The following is a 19995-nucleotide window of genomic DNA, read 5'->3' as shown; positions in this document are numbered from 1 at the left end:
GCCGGCGAGTTGGAGGTTGGCGCCTGCCCCTGTGCGGCGGCGCTCGGACGGCGGCGTGCCCGGTGACGTACGGGCCTCCGGGCACGCCGCCGCGTTTCCCCGGTGCGCCGAGTTCCCTGGTCCGGATCTGGGTTGCGAGGCGTATCACCGCAGGTGGGGCGTTATCGGGGGGCCGGTCGGAGGCGGGCCGCCGCCGTCCGGTGTACGGCGGCGGCCCGGGTCCGGCAGGCGGCGTGTGGCTGGTGCCTGCCGGACGTTGCCGCGTGCACCGCCGGGGCGCGGGTTACAGGAGTGCTTCGGCGGTGATGGGCAGTTGGCGTACGCGGCGGCCGGTGGCGTTGTGGACGGCGTTGGCGATGGCGGGTGCGACGCCGACGTGGACGACTTCGCCGATTCCCTTGACGCCGAGCGGGTCGGCTTCGCGGTCTTCGCCGTCGAGGTAGATGGCCTGGATGTCGGGGACGTCGGCGTTGACGGGCACGAGGTAGTCGGCCAGGTTCGCGTTCACGATCCGGCCGTCGCGGTGGTCGGTGACCGTGTGTTCCAGCAGGGCGGTGCCGATGCCGCCGGTGATGCCGCCGATCGCCTGGCTCTTGGCGAGTTCGGGGTTGATGATGCGGCCCGCGTCGTACACGCCGAGCATGCGCCGCACGCGCACCAGACCGAGGGACGCGTCGACGGCGACTTCGGCGAAGGTGGCGTTGTAGGCGTAGAAGGAGTACCGCTCCTTGGACCCGGGGCCGGCGTAGGAGCCCTCCGCCTCCAGGTGGGAACGCTTGTTGCGGGACAGCAGGCTCTGGTACGTCTCGCCCCGCGCCGGGTTGTCCTTGATGTGCAGCCGCCCGCCCCGTACGACGACGTCCTCGGGCCTCGCCCCGTACAGCGGGGACCGGCGGTCTTCGACGGCCAGTCGGACGGCCTGGCGGCGGACCTGGTCGCAGCCGTCGAGGACGGCGGAGCCGACGCTCGCCATGGTCATGGAGCCGCCCTGCGGCGGGCTCGGCGGGAACAGGGAGTCGCCGAGGCGGAAGGTGACGGTGCGCATGGTCAGGCCGAGGGCGTCGGCGGCGACCTGGGTCTGGGAGGTGTAGGTGCCCGGTCCCATGTCGATGGTGGCGGCCTCGACCACCGCGGTGCCATCGGCGTTCAGCCGGACGCCTGCCTGAGCGGCCCTGCGGGCGGTGTCGTAGACCCCGGCGGCCATGCCCATACCGATGAGCCAGTCACCCTCGCGGCGCGAGCGCGGCTCGGCCCGGCGCCGGTCCCAGCCGAACGCGCGGGCGCCGGTGGTGTAGCACTCGCGCAGCCGCCGGGTGGAGAACGGCAGGTTCTTCGACTCGTCCTCGGACGGTTCGTTGCGGCGGCGCAGCTCGATCGGGTCGATGCCCAGTTCGGCGGCGAGTTCGTCCATGGCCGACTCGATGACGAACGAGGCGGAGGCGAAGCCGGGGCCGCGCATGTAGAGCGGGGTGTTCACATCCAGCGGCACCGTCCGGTACGCCTGGCTGACGTTCGGCGTGCTGTAGAGCATCTGCCCGGGACGGAGGACCGACTCGGTGAACGTCTCGTAGGAGGACGTCTCGCCGTCCATCTCGTGGACCATCGCCGTCAGCCGACCCTGCCGGCTGCTGCCCAGCTTCAGCCGGTACTCGTACGAGGGGCGGAAGCCGGTGCCGAAGAACTGCTGCCTGCGCTTCAGGACGAGTTTGACCGGCCGGCGCGTTTCCCGTGCGGCCAGGGCGGCGACGACCGTGTGCGGCCAGCAGCGCAGTCCGCTGCCGAAACCGCCGCCGACGTACGGCGAGATCACCCGCACGGCGTCGGCGGGGAGGCCGAAGACGGCGGACAGTTCGGTCCGCGTGCCGATCACCCACTGCGTCTTGTCCCACACGGTCAGTGTGTTGCCGCTCCAGCGGGCGATGGTGGCGTGCGGCTCCATCGCGTTGTGGTGGTTGCGCGCCAACCGATAGGTCGCGTCGATCCGTACGGGCGCCGCGCGCAGGGCCGCCGCCGCGTCACCACGCGCGTACGTCGTCGGCTTGCCCGCCTTCGCCTTCGTCAGATCGGTGGACGGCTGCTGTGCGTCGTAGGCGACCTTGAGCAGGCTCGCGCCGTGCTGCGCGGCCTCCAGGGTGGTGGCGACGACCACGGCGACGGGCTGTCCGTGGAAGAGGACCTCGTCGTCCTGGAAGACCCGCAGCCTGCGCCCGCCCGGCGGATTGTTCGACGCGGGGTTGTCCTGGTAGGGGAGTTTCGGCGCGTTGCCGTGGTGGATCACCCGCAACACGCCCGGCTGGGCCAGGGCGTCATCGGTGTCGATGGAGGTGATGCGGCCACGGCCGATGCTCGCGTCGACGATGACCGCGTGGACGACGCCCTCGATGTCGTGCTCGGCGGCGTAAGTGGCTTTGCCGGTGACCTTGAGCCGGCCCTCCACGCGGGAGAGCGGGGCGCCGACGGCTGCCTGCGGCTGGGGGCTCACTTCGTACCTCCTACGACGCGTAACTGACGTTCGACGGACCGTTTCAACAAGTCGGTCTTGAACCGGTTGTGGGCCAGCGGGCGGGCCCCGTCCGCCGCCTTCGCACCGGCGGCTGCCCACAGGGACGCGGAGGGGCGTTCGCCGACCAGATGCCGCTCGACAGCGGGCAGCTTCCACGGGACGGTGCCCACGCCGCCGGCCGCGACCTTGGCCGTACGGATCACTCCGCCGCGCACCTGCAGGGCGACGGCCACCGAGGTCAGGGCGAACTCGTAGGACTGCCGGTCACGGACCTTCAGATATCCGGACGCGAGCGGGCGGGGCAGGCCCGGGATCTCCACCGCCGTGACCAGTTCACCTTCGCGCAGCGCCTGTTCCCTGTCCGGGGTCGAGCCGGGACGCAGCAGGAAGTCGGCGAACGGGATCTGCCGCTGCCCGTCGCCGCCCACCACGTGGACCTGGGCTTCCAGCGCGGCGAACGCCACCGCGACGTCGGAAGGGTGGGTGGCCACGCAGGCGTCCGACGTGCCCAGGATGGCGTGGGAGCGGTTGTAGCCCTCCCGGGCGGCGCAGCCGGAGCCCGGCTCGCGCTTGTTGCAGGCGGCGCTCACGTCCCGGAAGTAGGTGCAGCGGGTGCGCTGCATGATGTTGCCCCCGATGGTGGCCATGTTCCGTAGCTGCGCCGAGGCGCTCAGCTCCAGCGCCTGGGAGATGACGGGGAACAGGGTGCGCACCTTGGGGTGGGCGGCCGCCGCGGACATGGTCACCAGGGCGCCGATGCGCAGGCCGCCGCGTTCGGTGGCGGTGACCTCGTCCAGCGGCAGGCCGCTGATGTCGACCACCGTCTCGGGCCGCTCGACGGTCTCGCGCATCAGGTCGACCAGGGTGGTGCCCCCGGCGATATAGCGGCCGCCGCGCCGTCCGGCGGCCAGTGCCTCACGGGTGCCGGCGGCGCGGATGTAGGTGAAGGGGTGCATGGGCGGCGGTCCTCACTTCTTTCCGGCGGTCTGCTGGACGGCTTTCACGATCTTGGGGTAGCAGCCGCAGCGGCAGATGTTGCCGCTCATCCACTCGGCGATCTCCTCCCGTGAGCCGGTGTGGCCCTCCTTGATGCAGGCGACGCCGGAGAGGATCTGGCCCGAGGTGCAGTAGCCGCACTGGAAGGCGTCCTGGTCGATGAACGCCTGCTGCAGGGGGTGGAGTTGGCCGCCGTCGGCCAGGCCCTCGATCGTGGTGACCTCGGCGCCCTCCAGCCGGACCGCGAGGGTGAGGCAGGCGTTCTGCCGGCGTCCGTCGACCAGAACGGTGCAGGCCCCGCAGGCACCGGCGTCGCAGCCCTTCTTCGAGCCGGTCAGGCCCAGGTGCTCGCGCAGCAGATCCAGGAGAGAGGTGCGGTTGTCGACCGTGACCGTGTGACGGGTGCCGTTGACCGTCACGGTGACGCGGCCGGCGGGCACCGCGGGTGCGGCTGCCGCTTCGGCCTCGGGCAGCAGGCCGGTGCCGAGGACGCCGCCGGCGACCACGGCGGTCCCGACGGCCGTACCGGTGGCGAGGAAGGTCCGCCGGGTCGGCGCTGTGCGCGACTCCGCGGCTGTCTCGTCGGCGACGGGTTCTTGCGGGGCGGGTTCTTGCGGGACGGATTCGGTGAGCATGTGGGGAGACCTTCGCGTCGTGGACAGGGTCAACAGCACAGCGGTGGCGCCCGCGCGGGAGGGCATGGCCCGATGGCCTCCTGACGACCAGGAGGCTCACGCGGATTCATTGGTACCAGAACGGGTCCTGGGAGGGGGACGGTTACCGGGTGGCGCCACCGCCGTCGACGGGCGGGGCGATACCGGTGACGCAGCCGGCGCCGTCACCGCACCGCCACGGACGCGGCCACAGTCGCGGACGCGGCCCGGGCGATCTCGTCGGCGGTGCCGAGCCGGTCGATGGCCTGGCCTGCCTCGGCCTGGCCGCGGTCGCGTTCTCCGCCGTCGGCCATGGCGTCGGCCATCGGGTGCTGATCACGCCGGGACAGACGGCGCGGATCCGGACACCACGGGAGCCGTATTCGAGGGCGGCGCTCTTGGCCGGGCCGATCACGCCGCGCTCGGTGGCGTGGCGGGCGGCGCGGCCCGCAGCCGGTGCGGAGCCGTCGCTGCCCCGACCGCCCGGAAGTCGTTGCGTACGTTTCACCTGGTCACGCATAGGCGGCCCCGTCGCGCTGAGAGAGGTCTCCAGGGGCGGAGGGGCAATGCAAGGTTGGCCGAATCCTGTCGCGTTACGAGGGCCCTCACCGTCTCAACTCATGCGCAGAACGCCTCCGTCCGTAGGGTGCGCCGCCGCATCGGGCTTGTGTCCGCAGCCCAGGAATTGAGCCAGGCGGGTAACCCTTTCGGATGCAACGGAGGAAGAGTCAGGCTGGCCGCCGCTGCAGAAAATCTGTAGCGGCGGGAGTAGACATCGGCATCGGCAGGGGTTAACGTTCTCTACGTAGCCCGGAAGTCGGAAAGGGCGCGGCAGAGACGAACTGCCGCGCAAGCAGGTTGATGCAGGAGCGGCCCGGCGGCGGAGCGGTGGAGCCGGAAGTGGTGGGTTCTTCCGCTGGCCGCCGGGCCGGGCGACCCGAGGGGCCGCACAGCAGTACCGTGTCACCAGCCAGATTGATCGAAGAGGTAAGGAGCAGAAGCGCCATCAGGATCGCCCGGGTCGGGACGATGTCCGCCCGGGTACCGCAGACCCCGGATTGGAAGGTGGTCCCCGGTCACGCAACCGCGATCCCCGCAGCCCCGCCCTCGCGGGTGGACCTGCGGAAGAAGAAGGCCGGTGCAGTCAGCCGGCAGATGGTGTTGAAAGCTCGGGGCCCGGGCGCCATGTGGCGCCCGGGCCCCTCGATGCGTCCCCGGAAGAAGAGGTCTATGCCCCCTCGCAGTACCCGCCCTGCCGACAAGTTCGACGACGACGACTATCCCGCCTACACCATGGGCCGGGCCGCCGAGATGCTCGGTGCCACACCGGCCTTCCTGCGCGCGTTGGGCGAGCATCGCCTGATCACCCCACTGCGGTCCGAAGGCGGCCACCGCCGCTACTCCCGCTACCAGTTGCGTATCGCCGGCCGGGCTCGCGAACTCGTCGACGCCGGGACGCCCATCGAGTCCGCCTGCCGCATCATCATCCTCGAGGATCAGCTTGAGGAAGCCCAGCGCATCAACGAAGAGCTCCGCGGTCAGGGCCGGCCTGAGCCCTCGGCCTGAGCCCGCGCGACCGCCGAACGGGACGGAGCGCTCGAAGGCGCGGGCACGGTTTCCCGCGGCGATCCGCCGGGCGACGCCGTGACCCGGGATCTCACTTCCGGTAACGGACAGCTCCCCCTGCCACACCGCCGGGCCCGGACCGCCGTCAATTGCGGGCGCTCCGGGCCCGGCCACTCGACGGCGGCTTCACCGCCCACCGGGACACGGTGGGCGGTGACACCCGCCCGGTATGCCCCCGTCACGCATCACGGCGCTGTTCGGCTTCGGCTCACGCCTGGCCCTCGTCGAGGGGGACGGGTTGCGTGCCGAGTATGGCGGAAGCCCGCTGGTAGGGGTCGGCGGGAGCGGGCCCGGCGGTGGAGCGCGTGCGGCAGGTGAAGCCGAGGCGGGTCATGGCTCTCAGGACCTCGACGGCGCTGAAGTCCCGGCGGTCCTGGCGGGTGATGACCTGTCCGACCTGTTTGGCGGGATAGTGGCGTCGTCCGATGATGACGAGGTCATCGGTGACCGGCTCGGGCTTGACGCCCTTCATCGATTCCAGCACGCCGTCTTTGGTCAGATCGAACGGGAAGCGGGCGATGACACAGCGCATGATGCCTCACAGGGAAGGAGCGGACGGGGCCGTGCGGGGTGGGGCGTTCAGCGGGCGGCGGTGAGCGCGCCCGGGGCCGAGTCGTCGGCGACGTCGCGCAGGCGGATCCGGTCCGTGTAGCCGGCGCTGTCACGGACATCGGTGAGGCGGGCCAGGGTGACACCTCCGGTGCGCCGGCCGTCCTCGTCGTAGATGAGCAGGTGGGGCGCGCGGGCGGCGGTCATGAGGGAGAGGGCCACCTCGACGGTCATGGTGTCCCAGACCTGCGGTGCGGCCGGGGGCGCGGCATCGGCCGGCGCCTGGGCTGCGTGGGGGTTGGCGGGACGGGGGTGCGTCCGGACCGGTGTCACGAGGTGCCTCCTGCGGAGTGGGGTCAGCTTCCTGATCACGAAGGCTCTAGGCCGCCACACCGGATGCGGACGGCCCCGCGGACGGCCGCCCGGTCATCGCAGCGGGGCGGCGTCGGCCGCGTGAGGCCGCCGCGCGCTTGCGGCGGTGTTCGGGCGCCGGTGCGGCGATGACGACGGGGATGCCGGAGGGGGCCTGGGCGCCGGTGATGCGGTGCAGGGCCTCTTCACCGGCGCGGACCTGGGTGGTCTGCGGGACGACGCCGGCCGCTGCCATCAAGCGGGTCATGCTCCGGCGCTGGCCGGGGGTGACCAGGGTGACGACGCTGCCGGACCGGCCGGCTCGGGCTGTGCGGCCACCGCGGTGGAGGTAGTCCTTATGGTCGGTCGGCGGATCGACGTTGACGACGAGGTCGAGGTCGTCGACGTGGATTCCGCGTGCGGCGACATTGGTCGCCACCAGCACACTGACGTGGCCCGTTTTGAACTGTGCCAGCGTGCGGGTGCGCTGCGGCTGCGACTTCCCGCCGTGCAGGGCCGCGGCCCGCACCCCGCTGCTCAGAAGATGCTCGGTCAGGCGGTCGACGGCGTGTTTGGTGTCGAGGAAGAGGATCACGCGGCCGTCACGTGCGGCGATCTCGGTGGTGGCCGCGCGCTTGTCGGCGCCGTGGACGTGGAGCACATGGTGCTCCATCGTCGTGACCGCGCCGGCCGAGGGGTCGACGGAGTGCACCACGGGATCGCTGAGGTAGCGGCGCACGAGCAGGTCGACATTGCGGTCCAAGGTGGCGGAGAACAGCATGCGCTGCCCTCCGGGGCGCACCTGGTCGAGCAGGGCGGTGACCTGCGGCATGAAGCCCATGTCGGTCATCTGGTCGGCTTCGTCGAGGACCGTGACGGCCACCTGGTCCAGCCGGCAGTGGCCTCGGTCGATCAGGTCCTTGAGGCGCCCGGGTGTGGCGACGAGGACCTCGGCGCCGTTGCGCAGCGCGGCCGTCTGCCGGCCGGCCGGCATCCCGCCGACGACCGTGGCCAGCCGCAGGTGCACGGCGCGGGCGTAGGGGGTGAGCGCGTCGGTGACCTGCTGCGCCAACTCGCGGGTCGGTACGAGGACCAGCGCGAGCGGGTGCCCTGCCTCGGCGCGCCGCCCGGCGGTACGGGCCAGCAGGGCGAGGCCGAACGCGAGCGTCTTGCCCGAACCGGTGCGTCCCCGGCCCAGCACATCGCGGCCCCCGAGGGAGTTCGGAAGCGTCGCGGCCTGGATCGGAAACGGCACGGTCACGCCTTGCGAGCCGAGCGCGGCCACGAGCGTCCCGGGCATGTCGAGATCCTCGAACCTCTCCACGGCGGGAAGCGCGGGGCTGATCGTCCTGGGGAGAGCGAATTCGGCCTGCGCCCGGGCGGGACGCACGCCGCGGCCACCGGAACGGACCGGCCTGCCGGAGCGGCCCGCGCCCGGCGAGCCGAAGTGGCCGCTCTTTCCCGAGCCGGTGTTGCCGTCATGAGTACGGGAAAATCGGTTGCCTGTGCGGTTCATACGGAACCTCCCTTGATACGGCACACATCAAGGGATTTTCCGCAACGATGAGAAGCACGGAGAATCGCATGAATTGGCCGGATGGAACGCGAAAAAGAAATTGATCGCGTGCAGTCTGCGCGAGCGCCTGCGGAAAAGGCGGTCACACGAGGGTGATGCGTCACCGGGGGCTTCACCGCAGGGCGGCCGGGGTGCGCTCCTGCGCCCCTTCGGGGCACTTCGGGTGCGGCGAATGCAGCTTCAAAGTTGCCCCGGAGGGGGCCTGCGCCGCGCCATGCATGCAGATGGGGCCCGCACCCCGAAGGATGCGGGCCCCATCTGCAAGTGTGTCAGTCGCGTCAGGCGAGAACGATGTTCTCGGCCGTCGGGCCCTTCTGGCCCTGCGCGATGTCGAAGTTCACCTTCTGGCCTTCGATCAGCTCACGGAAGCCCTGGGCGGCGATGTTCGAGTAGTGGGCGAACACGTCAGCGCCGCCACCGTCCTGCTCGATGAAGCCGAAGCCCTTTTCCGCGTTGAACCACTTCACGGTACCTGAACTCATGTCATTCTCCTTCGGGGCAGTGCATCGACATCCGCACGGTGCGAAAGCCGTGTCGCCGCGATGATTACCCCGACCGGAAAAGACCGGAATTACCAGGAAGGTTTCAGCGGCGCGAACGCCGGCCGAAGCACCTGAAATACTGGGAACCACAACTGCAACCGAGAACGACAGTAGCACGCCGAAGCGGCTTGAGCAGGCTCAATATTTCCCTTGCGGTCGCGGCGAAAATAAATCTGCCCGCAGGCCCGGCTGAAATTCTGACTCCACCGGAACAGTTTTTGAGGCAGCAGGAGCACAGCATTCCGGGAAAAGCGGTGGTGCCGTGCCGTGCTCAGCCTCGGCGTGCCGGTATCCGTCGGAGGCTGTTGAGCGACGGCAGCACCCGGTCGATGTCGATCGGCCGTCCGTCCGGCCGGACGCGAACAGGGCGTGAAGGTGAAGGGGTGCGGCAGCAGGGCACCGTCGGCCACGCCAGGCAGGCCATGGGGTTTCCTGACGTGCCGGCCGGTCCTCGGTCACCGGCGACCCGTGGTTCTCGCGGTGCGGAGCCCGGTCGGTCGATGTCGCGTTCCGGGGAGGTCAGCGTACGTACGGGGTGGTGGTGGCCAGTGGGACGAACCCGAGGCGTCGCAGGATCGGGCGGCTTCGGTCGGACGCGTCGACCTGGAGGTAGCGGTAGCCGTGTGCGGCTGCGATGCGGGTGCGGAAGGCGACCAGGGCTCGGTAGATGCCCCGGCCGCGCCACTGCGGCGCCGTACCCCCGCCCCACAGACTCGCGAAGGACGTACCCGGGTGCAGTTCCATCCGTGCGGCGCTCACCGGTACGTCACCGGCCATGGCGACAACCGCGGTGAGCGAGCCGGCGGCCAACTGGCTGAGCAACAGTTTCCGGTGGTGCGGCCCCGCTTCGCCGAACGCCCGCTCCCGCGCGGCCACCGCGAGCTCGACCCCGGCGGCATCGGTCACCGGGAGCAGGCGAACACCTTCGGGCGGTTCGACGCTCGTGGGCAGGTTTTCGATGTCGGCGACCATCAGCGTCTCCTCGGGCTCAGGTACGAAACCCGCTGCCCGCAGCCGTCCGGGCAGGTCGGCAGGCTGGTCATATCCGTACAGCTTCCACTCGAACTCGCGCCCGCGGGAGGTGAAGTACTCCACCTGTTCCGCGATCGAGGCGTCTGCGGTGGTTTCGTTCAGGCCCGACCAGACGACCGCGTTCCAGCCGTCGGCGTCTGCGCCGACATGGCGTACGACGCCCTCTGTCCGCTCGACCCGGGCTCCGGGGCCATCGGCCTGGATGCCCTGCCGCATCTCGCGATCGAAGAGCGCCAGCACTGTGTCCTGATCCATCCGCTCACTTCAGCATCACCGGGCGCGTGAGACAACGGAAAATCAGCGGGCCGGGTCGGCCCTGCCCAGGGCGTCCACGAACCGTCGTAGGTGTCACCACGGCTCGCACCGGCCGTCGCGTCCACGGCGGTGATGTCCGGAGAGTTGGCGAGGCGCGGCAGCAGGGCGAAGAAGTCCTCGACGGTGCTCACCTCAAGCCCGTACGGGCACCGACCGGGGACTGGGGGCTGAACAGCGGAATCGCAGTCGGTCCTGGCTGTCCGCCCTGCCCGGGGTGTCGTCTGTCGACCCTCACGCGCCCGTAGCCTACGGCCCGTTTTGCCGGTTTCGGGGACAGGATGGGAGATGCCACCCCGACCGCGCAGTGCGCCCTTCGACGCCGCGGTCCGTCGCCACCTGAGGAAAGCAGTCCCCATGAACGGATCAACCCTGCACAAGACCGCGGCCGTCCACGCGGAGGAACTTCCCGGAGCCGAGCTCGCGCACCCCTTCGGCCCCGACTGGGAGGTCTTCAAGGTGCGCGGCAAGGTGTTCATGCTGATGACCGAGGTCCCGGGGCGTCCTGTGGTGATCCTCAAGGCGGACCCGGACGAGGCGCGCGCTCTGCGAGAGCACAACAGCCACATCACCCCTGGCTATCACATGAACAAGAGGCACTGGATCACGCTGGAGGGCGGAGCCGACATCGGCAAGACGCTCGTCAGGGAACTCGTCACCGACTCCTACCGGCTCGTCGTCGCCCGCCTGCCCAAGGCCGAGCAGCCGGTCGACCCGCACACCTACGGCATCAGCACGAAGGCGGTCCGGTGTGACACCGCGACCAGGACCTCCGCCTCGCCGACGCGTACGCCGCGCCCGTCGTCAAGGCCGCCGCACACCACAAGGACCTCGTGAAATGAACGCCCCCGTCGACGCCGCCCTGCTGAGCGACCTCGTCCGGGCCGCCGACGCCGAAGGCATCACCAGGCGCGTCGTCGGCGCCGTCATCTCCGGCGCGGAAGGCAAAGTTTTGCCGCTGCGCCCCGCCGCGGAAATCGGCGTCAGCCTTCCCGTCCGGGAAGCATGGTGGTCAGCGCCTGGGAGCGCTGTGCGACGAGGGCGTCGTAGGTGCCGTCGCGTTCGGCCCAGCGGTGGGTGAGGACCTTTTTCACGAGGATCTCGTGGGGGGTGGGGTTCTGTGAGAGGAGCCGCACGGCCTCGGTGGCGAAGTCGTCGAGCGGAAGGGCGTGCGGGTTGACCTTTTCCTGGCCTGCGGTGGCGACGGCCGGGGGGACGAGTTCGACGACGTCGACGCCGGTGCCGTGGAGTTGGGCGCGCAACGCCTCCGAGTAGGCGTGCACGGCGGCCTTCGAGGCGGCGTAGCTGGGCATGGGCGGGAACGGCAGGAAGGCGATTCCGGAGGTGACGGTGAGGAAGGTGCCGGCGCCCCGCCGGATCAGGTGGGGGGTGAAGGCGTCGATGACCCGGATGGTGCCGAGCAGGTTGGTGTCGATCGTCGTTGCCGCCGCCCCGAAGTGCGCGGGGTCGCGCAGGTCCTCCAGGAGCATGACTCCCGCCATGGTCACCACGGTGTCCAGCTCGGGGTACCGGGCGAGCACGGCATCGCGGAACGATTCGACGGAGACATCGTCGGTGACGTCGGTGCCGAACGTGCCGAAGCCTTCCCCGGCGAGTTCCGCGAGCGCCTGCGGGCTGCGGCCGCCGACGGCCACGGTGCTGCCCGCCGCGGCGAACCGGCGGGCCAGCTCCCGCCCGATGCCCGAGGTGCCGCCGACGATGAGAACGGTGCGGTGGGAGAGATCCACGAGGTCTTCCTTCGGTTCAGACGCCGGCGGGCGTCCCGGACCGGCGCGGACGGTGATGCTCCCCGCCTCTGTCGAACAGTGCTCCCGCAGTCTTGACGGAGCCCGCCGGGCGCGGCAGGGCCCCGCTCTTCCCTGGTCCTGGCAGGGCCCCCTCCGCGCCACACGCACCGCATTACGGTGGCGGCATGAAGGACAAGGAATCCGGCAACCGGCTCGGCAGCTACCTCCGCGCCCGACGCGCACTGGTCTCCCCGGAACAGGCCGGACTCCCGCCCGGCGGCACCCGCCGCGTCCCCGGCCTGCGCCGCGAGGAAGTCGCCCTGCTCGCCGGCATCAGCCCCGACTACTACCTGCGCCTGGAACGGGGCCGCGACACGAACCCCTCACCGCAGGTCCTCGCCTCCCTCGCACGCGTCCTGCGGCTCGACGACACCGAACGGACCTACCTGCTCGGCCTCGCGACGGCACGCCTGTCGGCGCCGCGCCGCAAACGCCCCGAACACGTACCGCCGCGGGTGCACGAACTCCTCGCCCACCTCCAGATCCCCGCGTTCGCCGAAGGGCGCGCGTTCGACGTCCTGGCCTCCAACCCCCTGGCCCTCGCGCTCTCCCCCCGGCTGCGGCCCGGCCTGAACCGGCTCCGCTCCCTCCTCCTCGACCCGGAGGAACAGGCCTTCCACCAGGACTGGAACAGAGCCACCGCCGACTTCGTCGCCGCCCTGCGCACCACCATCGGCGACGACACCGACAACCCCCGCTTCGTCGAACTCGTCGGCGAACTCGCCCTGTCCAGCCAACGGTTCCGCACCCTGTGGGCCCGTCACGACGTCCGCCCCCTCGACGGAGGCACCACCACCGTCCACCACCCCGTCGTCGGCGACCTCCGCCTCCACCGCGACAAACTCCCCCTCGACGACGTCATCCTCGTCCTCTACTACCCCGACAGGAACAGCGACAGCGACGAGAAACTGCGCCTCCTCGCAGCCCTCTCACAGACGGATTCCCAGAGCGAGTCCCAGACGGAGTCACAGGCCGAGTCACAGACCGAGTCCCCCGGCACGGCCGACGGCCGCCCGGCGGACGAACCGAGCCGCAGGACACGCTGACGCACGCCGGCCGTCCCGGCCCCCGCGACCGGAAACGCCCGCGCCTTCCGCGCGCTCGGTGCGGCTCTCTCCGGGCGGCCGCAGGGGAGCAACGGCGTGGAACGCATCAGCCGGATCCGGTCAGTGCCGCGCGCGCGGTGGTGAGGATCTCCTCGGAGAGCGGGGAGCCGTTGGTGGCCCGGGCCAGGACGAGCGCACCGAGCATGGTGCACAGCCGTGTGATGCCGTCCTGGTCCTCGGTGGTGAGCCACTCGGCGAAGTCGGCGACGCCTTCGGTGTAGATCCGGCGGGCCTCCTGGCCTTCGTTCTCGCGCGCCATGTCGGTGACGAGTGCGGCGACGGGGCAGCCGTCCGCCGGGCTGTCGCGGTGTCCGGGCGAGAGATAGGCGCCGATCAGCGCCTGCTGAGCGGCGGCGCGCTGCCCGCCGTGCTGCTCGACCCCGTCCTCGTGGTGCCGGGTGAGTTCGCCGAAGGCGTGGGCGGTGGCTTCGTCGATGAGCGCCTCTTTGGAGGCGAACTGCTTGTAGAAGCCGCCGTGGGTCAGTCCGGCCGCCTTCATGATGTCGGCGACGCTGGCGTGAGTGCCCTGTTCCCGGAACAGGCGGGACGCGGTTTCCACGACCCGCCGGCGGTTCTCCTCGGCCTGCGCCTGCGATACGCGGCCCATCGGCCACCTCCCGAATGGATGTCGACTGGCATCTATCCTAGACGAGTGTTTAGATTATGAGCGCAATCTAATTTGTCGCCGTCGGCCGCTCGCCGACGGCCGTAACTCTGGGAGCGGGCATGGAACTGAAGGACGCGGTCGCGGTGGTCACCGGCGCCAATCGGGGGCTCGGACGGCATCTGGCCGCGCAGCTCGTCGAGCGCGGAGCGACGGTGTACGCGGCGGCCCGGCGCCCCGGGACGGTGGATCTGCCGGGGGTCACCCCGCTGCGGCTCGACGTGACGGACGAGGAGTCGATCCGGGCCGCGGCGCGCATCGCGTCCGACGCGACGCTGCTGGTGAACAACGCGGGCATCTCCACCGGAACTCCGCTGATCGCGGGCGACCCGGACGCGGTCCGCCTGGAGATGGAGACGAACTTCTTCGGCCCGCTCGCCGTGACCCGGGCCTTCGCCCCCGTCATCGAGTCCAGCGGCGGCGGTGCCGTGCTCAACGTCCTCTCCGTCCTGTCCTGGCTGCACCCGGCCGGCCTCGGAGCCTATGCGGCGACCAAGGCCGCGGCGTGGGCACTGACCGGCGCGGTCCGGGAGGAGCTGGCGCCCCGCGGCATCGCCGTCTCGGCGCTGCACGTCGGATACATGGACACCGGCATGGCCGCGAGCGTTCCCGACGACCAGAAGGCCGACCCCGCCGAGGTCGCCGCGCAGGCCCTGGACGGCATCGAGGCGGGGCTGCCCGAGATCCTCGCCGACGAGATCACCCGGCACGTGAAGCAGAGCCTGGCCGCATCGCCGAACGCGGCCTGAGGCGCACATCGCCCACCTGCGCTCGGTATCCAGCGACGGATGCGGCGCCGGTGGGGCCGCCCCGCCTCGGCGGGGCGGGGCTCCGGCAACACGAAACAAGCATCACAGCACGTCGCGTACCGATAGAAATCCCGTCACACAGTGGCCACGCCCCCTGCGGACGACGGGGAACGGAGAAGACGATGAAGGCGTACATGATCGAGCGGTACGGCGACCGGAACGGCGGTCGCGTCACCGCGACGCCAGACCCGCGGGTGGGCGCCGAGGACGTCCTGGTCCGGGTCCGCGCGGCGAGCGTCAACCCGCTGGACTTCAAGATCCGCGACGGTGCCTTCAAGGCGATCCTGCCCTACCGTCTCCCCCTCGCTCTGGGCAACGACCTCGCCGGAGTGGTGGTCGAGGTGGGCGCGGACGTCACCCGCTTCGCCGTGGGTGACGAGGTCTACGCCCGGCCCGCCAAGGACCGCATCGGCGCCTTCGCCGAACTCATCGCCGTCCACCAGAACGACCTGGCGCCCAAACCGGCCACGCTCACCATGGAGGAGGCCGCTTCTCTTCCCCTGGTCGCGCTGACCTCGTGGCAGGCGCTGGTCGGGCGGGCACAGGTCCGGCCGGGGCAGAAGGTCCTGATTCACGCGGGCTCCGGCGGAGTGGGCACCATCGCCCTCCAGGTGGCCAGGCATCTGGGCGCGCACGTGGCCACCACCGCCGGCGCGGCCAACGCCGGTCTGGTCAAGGAGCTCGGCGCGGACGTCGCCGTCGACTACCGGACGCAGGACTTCGAGGAGGTCCTGGACGGCTACGACGTCGTCCTGGACACCCTCGGCGGCGAGACCCTGGAGAAGTCTCTGCGGGTCCTCAAACCCGGCGGAAAGGTCATCAGTATCGCGGGGCCTCCCGACGCGGACTTCGCCCGCGAGCTGGGCGCGAACCTCATCCTGCGGCAGGCGATGAACGCGCTGAGCTGGAAGACCCGGCGCCGCGCCGAGCGCCGGGGCGTCACCTACTCCTTCCTGTTCATGAAGGCCGACGGCGGACAACTGCGCGAACTCACCCGGCTCATCGACACCGGAGCGATCCGCCCCGTCGTCGACCGCGTCTTCCCCTTCGACCAGACCCGCGAGGCGATGGAGTACGCCGAGAAGGGCCGCGCCAAAGCCGGCAAGGTCGTCGTCGCGATGAGGTGAGAGCGCCCACCGCACTCCCGGTACGCCCCGGCAACGAGAGATCTCCGCCTTCCAGGCACCCCCTCCGCACAGGACCTGGCCATGAACGCGCCACGCAGTTCCCCACGCCCGCCCCGTCGTCGTCGTACAAGGAGGAGGCACCGACTCGTTCGGTGTCCGTGCGCGGCGTCGGCTTCGTCCACCGGCAGTTCGGTCCGGAGGAGATGGCGTGCCGCTGCTCCTGCTCCACCGCCTCGCCGCAGCCGTGGGCAACTGGGGCCCCGTGTCATAGACGGACTCGCCGCCCGGTGCCGGGTCATCACCTTCGACCTCCGCGGAGTCGGTACGTCGGGCGGCTCCACACCCGACAGCATCGAAGCGATGGCCCGCGACGCGGTGCGGTTCATCCGCGCGCTGGGCTTCGAGCAGGTGCGATGTCGGCACGGATCGCCGCCGTCCTGGACCCGCAGATCGCGCTGATGGCCGGCGGCCACCACGCCAAGGCCATGCCCGACCGCATCCTCGCCGACCCGCGCATGGCCAACGTCCGCGCCCTCATCCTCGGGGAGGCCGAACCCCGCGTCGTCGCCCTGCTGGAAGACGAACGGCGCCGCGCCGAGTTACCCGGCGTCATGTGGCGCGACCCCTTGCTGGGCACGCACGCCGCCGGCATCCCCCGGCAGAGCACCGCAACGGCGCTCCTCGCCCTCGACGTCAACACCCTGCCCCTGGTCAACCGGGCCTTCCTGCCGCAAGATCCGTACACCGCGCCGGACGGGCGGATCGAGGCGAACATCGTCGGCAGCCGCGGGTGCCCCTACAACTGCACCTTCTGCGGCGCCGCCGTCAGCGCCAACCCCGACGTGACGATCCGCGTACGGCGCCCCGAATCGATCATCGAAGAACTCCACGCCCTGCACGACGAGCACGGGGTGACCGCGTTCCGCTTCGTCGACGACCTCTTCCTCGGTGCGGGCCGCGTGATCACCGAGCAGATGGCCGCCTTCACCCGGCACGGCACCGGTGACCGCTTCGTCTGGGACGCCACGGGACGGATCAACGTCCTCGACCGCCTCACCGACAGTGAACTCGACCACCTGGTGGCCAACGGACTGCGCGAAGTCGCAAGAGTGCGGTCACCCGGAAGGAACCGTTCCACGAAGCCCGGCGTGCTCGTGAGGGCGAACGGGTAGTCAGCGGCCCGTCATCGCGAACTCGTATCGCCATCACCTACCGACGTGAGGACTCGCAGCCATGAAACATGCTCTCCGCGCCGCACTGGCCACCGCACTAGCGGCCACAGCCCTCGCAGCAGCCGTCCCCTCAGCCCTCGCCGCCCCCGCCCAATCGCCGGTGCCGGCTTGCCGGGCCGTTCCCGCGAACGCCGCCGCACCCGCATCCCGCGCGGCGTCGAACCCGACCACGATCAGCGCCGCGCATTACAACCAGGCCCGGAACATCCTGGCGCACGCAGGCAGCATGAACGCGGCCAAGTCCCACCTCGCCCACGGCGTGCGTAACGTACCGGTCCGTTACGGCACCCAACTCCTGGCCTGCTCGCGGGACGAGTTCCGCCACAAGGACCGGGACGCTCCGCTCAAGCGCTCGGGCATGACGCCCTACCACTGGCTGGCCATCCACGACGCGGCGAAGTCGATGGGCATCAACCGCTGGTGACTGATCAGGAATCCTGATCCTGGTCCTGGTCCTGGTCCTGGTACGTCTCGCCCAGGAATCCTGGTCCTGGTACATCTCGCCACTGACAATGTCCCGTGCCATCTCGCGATGACGTCCCGCCGGGCCGGGCCGCCCGTGGCCGCTCCGGTAGTCGGCCGGCCGATCCCGTCCCGCATGCGCCAGTACTCCGAAACGGCCGGTGCAGTCGAAAGGGCGCCCGCAGCCAGCTCCAATGGCTGCGGGCGCCCTACGCTTCTCCGGGAAGGATCAGCACTCGACGGAGTCCTTACCAGGTCGCGGTTACGCCGCGTACTTCGCGACCTGCTCACCCGTCAGAAACTCGACCGGCACCCCGAGTCTCCAAAACAGTCGATCAACACGACTGCCGAAAACTCCGATTCCCGAGATCCCCAGGCCAAAGCCCTCCCGCCCCTCAGGGCTTATGTGATCGAGCGGTGAGGTCGTGGCAACGGACCCGCGAGGGCGGTTTGCCGTCGGGGGACCAAGTAGTGCCCCACGCGTTCGTCCGAGAACTGGCAGTTGGTTACTCGCTACCACAGGGTTCTCCGGTACGCCTGACAGAAACAGCCGAAACCTGGCAGGGCACACATGCCCCACGCCTTGCGAATTCCGGTCCGAGACGTATTGCGTTGGAGCGCACTCCAACTCCTAGGTTCGGACGCATGCGGTACATCAAACTCGGAAAGACCGGACTGGAAGTCTCCGCCATCACCCTCGGCTGTATGAGCTTCGGTGAACCAGGCCGGGGCGGCGAGCCCTGGTCGCTGGGCGCGGACGCCAGCCGGGACATCATCAAGCAGGCCCTTGAGGGCGGCGTCAACTTCCTCGACACGGCCAACGGGTACAGCGCCGGAAGCAGTGAGGAGATCGTCGGCCAGGCGGTCAAGGACTTCGCCCGGCGCGAGGAGGTCGTTCTCGCCACCAAGGTCTGGATGCGGATGCGCCCCGGCCCGAACGGCGCCGGGCTGTCCCGCAAGGCGATCTTCGCGGAGCTCGACGCCTCCCTGAAGCGACTGGGGACCGACTACATCGACCTGTACCAGATCCACCGCTGGGACTACGACACCCCGATCGAGGAAACCCTCGAGGCGCTGCACGACGCGGTCAGGTCCGGGAAGGTCCGCTACCTCGGAGCCTCTTCCATGTACGCCTGGCAGTTCGCCAAGGCCCTGTACCTGGCCGACCTGAACGGCTGGACCCGGTTCGTGTCGATGCAGGACCACTACAACCTCATCCACCGGGAAGCGGAGCGGGAGATGCTCCCGCTCTGCGCCGACCAGGGCATCGGCGTGATCCCGTGGAGCCCGCTGGCACGGGGCAGGCTGACGCGGGCCCGGGGCACCGCCACGGCGCGCGCCGAGACCGATCCGGGCGGCAAGATCCTGTACCGCGACGAGGACCGGGCAGTGGCCGAGCGCGTCCACGAGATCGCGGGCAGGCGGGGCCTGTCCCCGGCCCAGGTCGCCCTGGCCTGGGTCATGCGCAACCCGGTGGTGACCTCGCCCGTCGTCGGGGTCACGAAGCCGGCCCATCTGGCCGACGCGCTCACCGCGGTGGACGTCGAACTCGACGAGGACGAAGCCGCCTACCTGGAGAAGCCCTACCAGCCGCACGAGGCCGCCTACCTGGAGGAATCCTTCTACAAGCCGCGCCCTGCGGCGGGCTCCCGGTAGTCCGGGCCCGCCGGCAGTCCGGGCCACCGGCGGGCCTTCGACGAGTCCTTTGCCTCGGCCTTCACGGCCCCGGTGCGGTCCGCGCGGTCATCGAGGCGGTACGCCGCCGCATCGGCGCCCCGGCCGCCTTCGGGGGGGGCGCCGCCCAGCACGGCCAGGACCTGACCGTGCTGCGGACGACCGACCGGGCCCGAGCCGACCCCTCACGCTGAGATGCCGCGGCGAGCAGGCGGACCATCCGCTCGCCGACGGGTGAGACCGATGTCCTCGAACCGGAGAACTCACCGGGAGATCCGCCCCACCCGGCGCACACCATCACGGCACCACCCCAAACGCCGCGTCACGCAGGAGGCACTGTCCAGCACCGACACCAACGCGCCCAACAACTGGCGCAATACGCACCACGACTACCAATGGGCGTGCACAGCATCGCCCCGCCCAAGCCCGGAAGAGCCGAGCAGCCCCGCCGCTCCCCCGCGACTACACAGGCTTCTGCACGTGGGTCGTATCAGCGCCGAGTACGGCACCGTCCGCACCGGTCGGTGCGATCTCGGGCACCGGGACGCCCTGCTGGTCAACGAGGGTGGAGTGGGTCTCGTCAGGGCCGAAAGCGTGGCGCTCGCCCCACTGCCGCAGCGTGAGGATGGCCGGGAAGAGGTCACGGCCGGCTTCGGTGAGCACGTATTCCTGGCGGCGGCCCGTGGCGGTGGGGCGCTGGGCGAGAAGCCCGTGGGCGGTGAGTTTGCGCAGGCGGTCGCTGAGGATGTTGCGGGCGATGCCGGTCCGCCGCTGGAACTCGGTGAACGACCGCGCTCCGTCCATCGCGTCGCGGACGATCAGAAGGCTCCATCTGTCCCCGACGAGATCGAGCGTGCGGGCAACGGGACAGTCGGGGTCGGTCCAGTCGGGGTTCGAGGCGCGCAGGGTGGTGCGCGACATGAGACCTCCTACAGGTTGCGGTTTAAAACCATCATGCCCCACCCAGTAAAGA

At 70.5% G+C, this 19995-nt stretch carries 20 protein-coding genes and 1 pseudogene; 9 read left to right on the top strand and 12 right to left on the bottom strand.

The genetic code is table 11. The features are described 5' to 3' along the window. Positions 1-283: 283 nt before the first annotated feature. The 4 genes from ACGH2B_RS28055 to ACGH2B_RS28040 all read right to left on the bottom strand — a co-directional run bounded on the left by ACGH2B_RS28055 (position 284) and on the right by ACGH2B_RS28040 (position 4478). Positions 284-2482: a xanthine dehydrogenase family protein molybdopterin-binding subunit gene (locus ACGH2B_RS28055; RefSeq protein ID WP_399095753.1), complete on the bottom strand. Its 2199-nt coding sequence runs from the start codon at positions 2480-2482 to the stop codon at positions 284-286. Next, positions 2479-3459, bottom strand: a complete 981-nt coding sequence (locus ACGH2B_RS28050) for an FAD binding domain-containing protein (protein ID WP_399095750.1) — start codon at positions 3457-3459, stop codon at positions 2479-2481. Before ACGH2B_RS28050 ends, ACGH2B_RS28055 begins: the two co-directional genes overlap by 4 nt. 12 nt (positions 3460-3471) lie before the next feature. Beyond that, positions 3472-4134 (bottom strand): (2Fe-2S)-binding protein, encoded by a 663-nt coding sequence (locus tag ACGH2B_RS28045; RefSeq protein WP_399095747.1) that lies wholly within the window; start codon positions 4132-4134, stop codon positions 3472-3474. Positions 4135-4337: 203 nt separating this feature from the next. After that, entirely contained in the window at positions 4338-4478 is a 141-nt protein-coding gene (locus ACGH2B_RS28040; protein WP_399095744.1) for a hypothetical protein, read from the bottom strand. Between the two features lie 904 nt (positions 4479-5382). Between ACGH2B_RS28040 and ACGH2B_RS28035 the strand changes: the two genes are divergently transcribed. Continuing rightward, the gene (locus ACGH2B_RS28035; RefSeq protein ID WP_399095741.1) at positions 5383-5718 is read left to right on the top strand and encodes a MerR family transcriptional regulator; all 336 of its coding nucleotides are present in this window, start codon (positions 5383-5385) and stop codon (positions 5716-5718) included. A 268-nt stretch (positions 5719-5986) separates the two neighbouring features. Here the strand turns inward: ACGH2B_RS28035 and ACGH2B_RS28030 are convergent, their stop codons facing one another. The 5 genes from ACGH2B_RS28030 to ACGH2B_RS28010 all read right to left on the bottom strand — a co-directional run bounded on the left by ACGH2B_RS28030 (position 5987) and on the right by ACGH2B_RS28010 (position 10083). Beyond that, positions 5987-6310 carry an SCO5918 family protein gene (locus tag ACGH2B_RS28030; RefSeq protein ID WP_399095738.1) on the bottom strand — a complete coding sequence of 108 codons (324 nt, stop codon included), beginning with the start codon at positions 6308-6310 and terminating at the stop codon, positions 5987-5989. A gap of 47 nt (positions 6311-6357) precedes the next feature. Then, the gene (locus tag ACGH2B_RS28025) at positions 6358-6660 is read right to left on the bottom strand and encodes a CBS domain-containing protein (RefSeq protein WP_399095735.1); all 303 of its coding nucleotides are present in this window, start codon (positions 6658-6660) and stop codon (positions 6358-6360) included. 46 nt (positions 6661-6706) lie between these two features. Next, a complete protein-coding gene (locus tag ACGH2B_RS28020) occupies positions 6707-8194 on the bottom strand; it encodes a DEAD/DEAH box helicase (RefSeq protein WP_399095733.1) in 1488 nt (495 codons plus the stop codon). Positions 8195-8532: 338 nt separating this feature from the next. Beyond that, a complete protein-coding gene (locus ACGH2B_RS28015; protein ID WP_399095730.1) occupies positions 8533-8736 on the bottom strand; it encodes a cold-shock protein in 204 nt (67 codons plus the stop codon). A gap of 579 nt (positions 8737-9315) precedes the next feature. Further along, complete coding sequence (locus ACGH2B_RS28010) at positions 9316-10083, bottom strand: GNAT family N-acetyltransferase (RefSeq protein ID WP_399095727.1); 768 nt, start codon at positions 10081-10083, stop codon at positions 9316-9318. A gap of 414 nt (positions 10084-10497) precedes the next feature. On the opposite strand from ACGH2B_RS28010, the pseudogene ACGH2B_RS28005 reads away from it, so the two are divergent. Next, positions 10498-10890, top strand: a pseudogene (locus tag ACGH2B_RS28005) (MmcQ/YjbR family DNA-binding protein); the annotation flags it as partial. Between the two features lie 233 nt (positions 10891-11123). Here ACGH2B_RS28005 and ACGH2B_RS28000 read toward each other — a convergent pair. Then, the gene (locus tag ACGH2B_RS28000; protein ID WP_399095724.1) at positions 11124-11888 is read right to left on the bottom strand and encodes an SDR family oxidoreductase; all 765 of its coding nucleotides are present in this window, start codon (positions 11886-11888) and stop codon (positions 11124-11126) included. Positions 11889-12073: 185 nt separating this feature from the next. On the opposite strand from ACGH2B_RS28000, the gene ACGH2B_RS27995 reads away from it, so the two are divergent. Next, on the top strand, positions 12074-12994 hold the full coding sequence (locus ACGH2B_RS27995; protein ID WP_399095721.1) for a helix-turn-helix domain-containing protein: 921 nt from the start codon (positions 12074-12076) through the stop codon (positions 12992-12994). Between the two features lie 106 nt (positions 12995-13100). Here ACGH2B_RS27995 and ACGH2B_RS27990 read toward each other — a convergent pair whose 3' ends face one another. Continuing rightward, positions 13101-13661 (bottom strand): TetR/AcrR family transcriptional regulator, encoded by a 561-nt coding sequence (locus ACGH2B_RS27990; protein ID WP_399095718.1) that lies wholly within the window; start codon positions 13659-13661, stop codon positions 13101-13103. 119 nt (positions 13662-13780) lie between these two features. Here ACGH2B_RS27990 and ACGH2B_RS27985 point away from each other — a divergent pair, with 119 nt between their 5' ends. The 6 genes from ACGH2B_RS27985 to ACGH2B_RS27960 all read left to right on the top strand — a co-directional run bounded on the left by ACGH2B_RS27985 (position 13781) and on the right by ACGH2B_RS27960 (position 19004). Beyond that, the gene (locus tag ACGH2B_RS27985) at positions 13781-14467 is read left to right on the top strand and encodes an SDR family oxidoreductase (RefSeq protein WP_399095715.1); all 687 of its coding nucleotides are present in this window, start codon (positions 13781-13783) and stop codon (positions 14465-14467) included. A 182-nt stretch (positions 14468-14649) separates the two neighbouring features. Beyond that, positions 14650-15654 carry an NADP-dependent oxidoreductase gene (locus ACGH2B_RS27980; protein ID WP_399095712.1) on the top strand — a complete coding sequence of 335 codons (1005 nt, stop codon included), beginning with the start codon at positions 14650-14652 and terminating at the stop codon, positions 15652-15654. 81 nt (positions 15655-15735) lie between these two features. Then, positions 15736-16113 (top strand): alpha/beta fold hydrolase, encoded by a 378-nt coding sequence (locus ACGH2B_RS27975; RefSeq protein ID WP_399095709.1) that lies wholly within the window; start codon positions 15736-15738, stop codon positions 16111-16113. Beyond that, the gene (locus ACGH2B_RS27970; protein WP_399095706.1) at positions 16068-16826 is read left to right on the top strand and encodes a B12-binding domain-containing radical SAM protein; all 759 of its coding nucleotides are present in this window, start codon (positions 16068-16070) and stop codon (positions 16824-16826) included. The genes ACGH2B_RS27975 and ACGH2B_RS27970 overlap by 46 nt, the downstream gene beginning before the upstream one ends. Positions 16827-16887: 61 nt before the next feature. Next, entirely contained in the window at positions 16888-17310 is a 423-nt protein-coding gene (locus tag ACGH2B_RS27965) for a hypothetical protein (RefSeq protein WP_399095703.1), read from the top strand. 683 nt (positions 17311-17993) lie between these two features. After that, positions 17994-19004, top strand: a complete 1011-nt coding sequence (locus ACGH2B_RS27960) for an aldo/keto reductase (protein ID WP_399095700.1) — start codon at positions 17994-17996, stop codon at positions 19002-19004. A 480-nt stretch (positions 19005-19484) separates the two neighbouring features. Here ACGH2B_RS27960 and ACGH2B_RS27955 read toward each other — a convergent pair whose 3' ends face one another. After that, positions 19485-19943 (bottom strand): winged helix-turn-helix transcriptional regulator, encoded by a 459-nt coding sequence (locus ACGH2B_RS27955; protein WP_399095697.1) that lies wholly within the window; start codon positions 19941-19943, stop codon positions 19485-19487. Between the last annotated feature and the right edge of the window lie 52 nt (positions 19944-19995).

It is taken from the genome of Streptomyces sp. BBFR2 (assembly GCF_044497305.1).
Lineage (GTDB): Bacteria > Actinomycetota > Actinomycetes > Streptomycetales > Streptomycetaceae > Streptomyces.
The sequence above is the reverse complement of the archived record's forward strand: the minus strand, read 5'-3'. Positions and strand labels throughout refer to the sequence as shown.